Raw genomic sequence first — 1,637 nt, forward strand, 5'->3', positions numbered from 1 at the left:
GATTTGTCAATAAGGCAAATAGCTAATATTTTAGGTATTAATAGAAATATCGTTCAAAGGATAAAATGAGTCAAAAAGAACCGTCACCGATGACTTCAAAAGAACCGTCACCGATGACTTCCAAAATTTAGTGAAGGATGATATCATGAATTATATAATTTGTGGATTTGTAGTTCTTTTGGGAACCATATTTTTATCATTTTTTATCGGAGGGGTAATCGGATATGGAGCAAATAGTGTTGGGTTAATTCTTGCGGCAATAGCATTACTAAATATGACGATAGCAACATGCACATATATAATAGTTGATAGTATGAAAAAATATAGGAGTTAACTAAGTAGTTTAGCTAACTCCTATATTTAAAATTTGTATTAGGTTTTTAGTAATTTAATTAAGTTGGAATATGGCATCTTCTTCGTACATTTTTTCTACTCCTGTGTTAACACTTAGAGAAGGAAAACCCACATTTAAACCAAATCCTCCAAGTGAAAATGTTGAATGACCATACCCCCATACTATTTGAATATCAGTACTATTATTTTCATTAGGTCTAGAGAGAGTAAAACTACCGTAGCCACATTTTGCAAAACTACTATTTTCAGGTCCTGAATCAGACATGGCAAATTTTACACGAAAACCTTCACCAGGAGACACTTCTATATCACTTTCTTTATCAGTTACTTGATGTGTGGTATAATAGGAACCCATACTATAGTAGTCTATGCTGCATGTAATATTTTCTCTTGAAACTCTAAAACCATTATCCCATGCAAAAGCAATAGTATCAGTGTTAGTAATGAAAGGCTGACCTGTCCATTCCCAATCAAACGAGAACCAATATTCATCATTTATCGAGCCTTCCTTTTGGCAATTGAAAGTTACTGATGCCCAAGCACTCCTTGGAATCATATCTAATGATAATGATTTTGCATCCATAGAATTAATTTTACTAAATGCATCTATTTGTTTTTCAGAGTAACCTAATTGGAATAATTTTTTCTCATTATATTGAGTGCACTCTTTTACTTTGTTAAATATTTTTTTTTGCATATCTAACATATGTTCAGCTTCTTCTGTAGAAAGTCCCATTTCTAGTAATTCGCTTAAATTTTTTTCTAAATATGGCTTGAGTAATTCGTATTCAGATACAGTATAAGAATTTGTTGTATTCTGGCTTTCTGCAAATACATTTGGAGCCATTAAGAAAATAAGAATTAGAATCATCATGGTGCTCAATAGTTTTTTCATTTTAAAATCATCTCCTTTTAATATGATATTTTATTTTTTTAAAAAATATCATAAATCCCTTGAAAAAAATGTAGAAAATTGAGAAAAATGTTTTAAATTAATAAAATATTAATATCTGTGAAATTTAAAACTGTTTTTAATATTTCCAATATTTTTAATATTCAAAGGCTATCCTAAATACATATTTAGGATAGCCTTAAGAGTCAAAGTGATGGTTCTTTTTGACTCGTTTTTTTATATATGATATATATCTAAAAGATGGAGGAAAAAATGCCAAGACAAAAAAGAGAGATAAGTAAAACCAAGATATATCATATAATGATGAGGGGGAATGAGAAGAAGAATATATTAATTGATGAAGAAGATAAAATGAAGTTTATTGATATTA

The 1,637-nt window shown here is 29.3% G+C and carries 2 protein-coding genes; one reads left to right on the plus strand and one right to left on the minus strand.

Annotated features, from left to right (window positions below):
* The first annotated feature begins 145 nt into the window (after nt 1-145).
* Nucleotides 146-334, plus strand: coding sequence for a hypothetical protein (locus tag BUB36_RS18925; RefSeq protein WP_073153906.1), 189 nt, complete (start codon nt 146-148; stop codon nt 332-334).
* A 54-nt stretch (nt 335-388) separates the two neighbouring features.
* On the opposite strand, the gene BUB36_RS18930 is transcribed toward BUB36_RS18925, so the two are convergent.
* The gene (locus BUB36_RS18930) at nt 389-1,249 is read right to left on the minus strand and encodes a hypothetical protein (RefSeq protein ID WP_073153909.1); all 861 of its coding nucleotides are present in this window, start codon (nt 1,247-1,249) and stop codon (nt 389-391) included.
* Nucleotides 1,250-1,637 lie beyond the last annotated feature (388 nt).

It is taken from the genome of Paramaledivibacter caminithermalis DSM 15212, assembly GCF_900142245.1.
GTDB classification, from domain to species: Bacteria; Bacillota; Clostridia; order Peptostreptococcales; family Caminicellaceae; genus Paramaledivibacter; species Paramaledivibacter caminithermalis.

Excerpts from the sequence above, each read along its gene's own strand:
- BUB36_RS18925 (WP_073153906.1), top strand. The coding sequence starts at position 146 with ATGAATTATATAATTTGTGGATTTGTAGTTCTTTTGGGAACCATATTT.
- BUB36_RS18930 (WP_073153909.1), bottom strand. The coding sequence starts at position 1,249 with ATGAAAAAACTATTGAGCACCATGATGATTCTAATTCTTATTTTCTTA.